We start from the raw sequence: 3,474 nt of genomic DNA on the forward strand, positions 1-3,474 counted from the left end.
CGAACTGATGCAGGATTTCAAACTTGACCTGTATTCGGATGAAATATATGTCTTCACCCCTACCGGTGAACTGATTAAATTACCTAAGGGTGCCACCGTACTCGACTTTGCGTTCTCTATCCACACCAAGCTGGGAAGCAAATGTATGTCGGCCAAGGTAAATGAGAAAAATGTTCCTATCAAATATGTACTTCAAAATGGAGATACAGTAAATATAGTAACCTCGCCAACCCAAAGTCCCAAAAGAGATTGGCTATCCTTTGTAACTACATCCAAGGCACGTACTAAAATCAAGCAAGCCCTGCGTGAAGAGGCTGCTAAGACAGCCGACTTCTCGAAAGAGATGTTGCAACGGCGCTTTAAAAACCGTAAGATTGATGTGGATGAAGGTACGTTGATGCGACTAATCAAGAAAAAGGGATACAAAACTGTTACTGATTTCTATCTGGATATATCGGACGAACGTTTAGATCTGAACAATGTAATTGACGAATACCTGGATCTGGAACGCAAGGAAAAGGAGATATATGAGCACAGCGGACCTAAAAGTGCCGAAAACTACATTACAACTACCGAGGTGGAAGAAATATCCAACCGTCAGGATGTTCTGGTAATTGACAAAAACCTTACGGGCATTGAATACAAACTAGCCAAATGCTGTAACCCTATTTACGGCGACGAAGTATTCGGGTTTGTCTCCACCCAAGGAATTAAAATCCACAGGATGACATGTCCAAATGCCCAAGAGATGTTCAGCCGCTTCGGATACCGTATCATCAAGGCTCGGTGGAGTGGAAAAAGCAACGCAGGTTATGCTATCTCACTCCGGGTTGTTGGAAGGGATGATATTGCCATTGTAACCAACATTACATCGGTTATCAGTAAGGAGTCCGGGGTTACCCTGAGGTCATTCAATATCGACTCGGTTGACGGACTTTTCCAGGGCAATTTTACTGTATTAATACGTGATACCAATATGTTGAATGTGTTGATAAAGAAAATAAAGACAGTAAAAGGAGTAAAATCCGTCGAAAGACTCAATTCCTGAATCATAACAAAGCCCTGTTTATTCTTCATAAACAGGGCTCTTTCTCTTATTTTATCAAGCAAGACTACTTCGTTACAGGTTTTAATCCCATTGCCTCCGCTTTTTTCATCATATACTTATAAGCGACATCGTATTCATTGGGAATAACTCCATCTAAAATCGCATCCTTAATAGAAGATTTAATTGCCCCCACCTGAGCACAAGGACCTAAGCCAAACACCTCCATTATTTCTTCACCGGAAACAGGCGGCTGGAAATTTCTCACCCGATCTTTTTCTTCAATGGCTGTCAGCTTCTCTCTCACCAAACGAAAATTATTCAGGAACTTACGGACCTTCTCCGGATTTTTACTTGTAATATCCGCTTCACAAAGCTTCATCAGGTCATCAATATCATCTCCGGCATCAAAAAGGAGTCTGCGGATAGCCGAATCAGTCACCTCATCATCAGCCAAAGCAATCGGACGCATATGCAGACTTACCATTTTCTGGACATATTTCATCTTTTCATTCAAAGGAAGTTTCATCCTTCGGAAGATACCGGGCAGCATCTTCTCCCCAATAAAATTATGGTTATGGAATGTCCATCCCAATCTCTGATCAAAACGTTTGGTTGCAGGCTTGGCAATATCGTGCAAAAGCGCACTCCATCTCAACCACAGATTATCCGTATTGCGAGACAAATTATCAAGGACCATCAACGTGTGTGAAAAGTTGTCCTTGTGACCTATACCCTCTTTTGTTTCCACACCCTTCAAGGCATGAAGTTCAGGAAATATGATTGGCAATAAACCACAAGCATCCAGTAAAACAAATCCGACAGATGGCCGGGGAGACAGAATAATCTTGTTCAATTCATCAATGATTCGCTCTCTGGATATTATATCAATTCGCTCTTTATTACGTTCAATTGCCTCAAATGTGACCGGATCGATATCAAATCCCAGTTGAGTAGCAAAACGTATTGCCCGCATCATCCGCAATGGATCATCACTAAAAGTGATATCGGGATCTAAAGGCGTGCGGATAGTAAGCCGGTCCATATCACCTAACCCATCAAATGGGTCTACTAATTCTCCATACCTTGATGCATTCAAACACAGAGCAAGGGCATTGATCGTAAAATCACGCCGGTTCTGGTCGTCTTCCAAAGTTCCATCTTCAACAATCGGTTTACGACTGTCGCGAGTATAGGACTCTTTACGGGCTCCAACAAATTCAAGTTCAATATCTCCTAATTTAACCTGAGCCGTACCGAAATTCTTAAAAACAGAAAGATGTGCATTGCGTCCCATTTTTCGGGCAACAGCCTTAGCCAATTCTATACCACTTCCAACAGCAACAATATCAATATCTTTGGACGGACGGCGTAAAAATATATCTCTCACATACCCCCCGATCACATACGCTTCCAGCCCTAATTCGTCGGCTGCGTCGCTTACTTGTCTGAAAGTACGCGAGGAGAGATGTTTATCTATTACTTCTTTATCTATATACATGCAGTATGTTCAATACTTTTGAGGGTACAAAGATAATTAAATTCTTCCATTGCTGCTAATTCCCCATTTTCCAATATCTTTGCATTTGGAACGCATTAATAATCAAATACAATGAAAAAGTTAATAGCAGGAATGTTTATAGCCTCACTGACGATGAGTTGTGGCAATACTGGAGAAGAGGCAAAAGCACGTCTGGCAAAAGCGCAGTCCATGTACGAAAACAATGAATTATTTGCCGCAAAGAACGAAATTGACAGTATCCGTACCCTGTATCCAAAAGAGTTTGATGTATTGAAACAAACACTGTCGCTGATGCGTTTGGTGGAGATCAAGGAAAACGAACGCACAATCGCCTACTGCGACAGCCTGCTCCCCATAAAAACAGCAGAATTAATTGCGATTAATAAAGACTTTGTATTTGAAAAGGACAGCTTATACGAAGAAGTGGGTAACTATATATGGAAGCAACAGACCATTGAGAAAAATATAAACCGTTGTTATATACGTAGCGGGGTAAACGAAAAAGGAGAAATGTATCTGGCAAGTGTTTATTTCGGAAACACTCCTATCAATCATACCAGCATAAAAGTAAGCATTAAGGATGGTTCCTATGCAGAAACTGCCAGTATTCCATTCGATGGAGGATTAAATTATCGTTTCAAGGATTTAGGCAATACAACAGAAGTCGTAACCTATAAGGCAGAGAAGGGTGAAGATGCTGTAAAGTTTATCGCATCCAACGAAAAAGAAAGGATTAAGGTAGAATATACCGGAGGAAAGCCATTTACCATCTACTTAGCCGATGGTGATAAAAAAGCGATAACTTCAACCTATGCATTTGCCATTGTTCTTTCAGATATCAACCGGATGAACAAAGAGAAACAGAAAAGTGAACAACGACTTGCTTACCTGAAACAAAAAACAGCAA

At 41.0% G+C, this 3,474-nt stretch carries 3 protein-coding genes; 2 read left to right on the forward strand and 1 reads right to left on the reverse strand.

Annotation, left to right across the window (positions count from 1 at the left end; translation table 11 throughout):
• Positions 1 to 1,048: TGS domain-containing protein (locus AB7E53_RS11685; protein WP_446775804.1), on the forward strand; the 1,048-nt coding region annotated here is incomplete at its 5' end.
• Positions 1,049 to 1,112: 64 nt separating this feature from the next.
• Here the strand turns inward: AB7E53_RS11685 and AB7E53_RS11690 are convergent.
• Positions 1,113 to 2,546, reverse strand: a complete 1,434-nt coding sequence (locus tag AB7E53_RS11690; protein WP_446775806.1) for a CCA tRNA nucleotidyltransferase — start codon at positions 2,544 to 2,546, stop codon at positions 1,113 to 1,115.
• A 111-nt stretch (positions 2,547 to 2,657) separates the two neighbouring features.
• On the opposite strand from AB7E53_RS11690, the gene AB7E53_RS11695 reads away from it, so the two are divergent.
• Positions 2,658 to 3,474 (forward strand): hypothetical protein (locus AB7E53_RS11695; RefSeq protein WP_446775808.1); only part of this gene is annotated, 817 nt, incomplete at its 3' end.

The sequence above is a fragment of the Macellibacteroides sp. genome, from assembly GCF_050251695.1.
In the GTDB taxonomy this organism is placed as follows: domain Bacteria; phylum Bacteroidota; class Bacteroidia; order Bacteroidales; family Tannerellaceae; genus Macellibacteroides; species Macellibacteroides fermentans.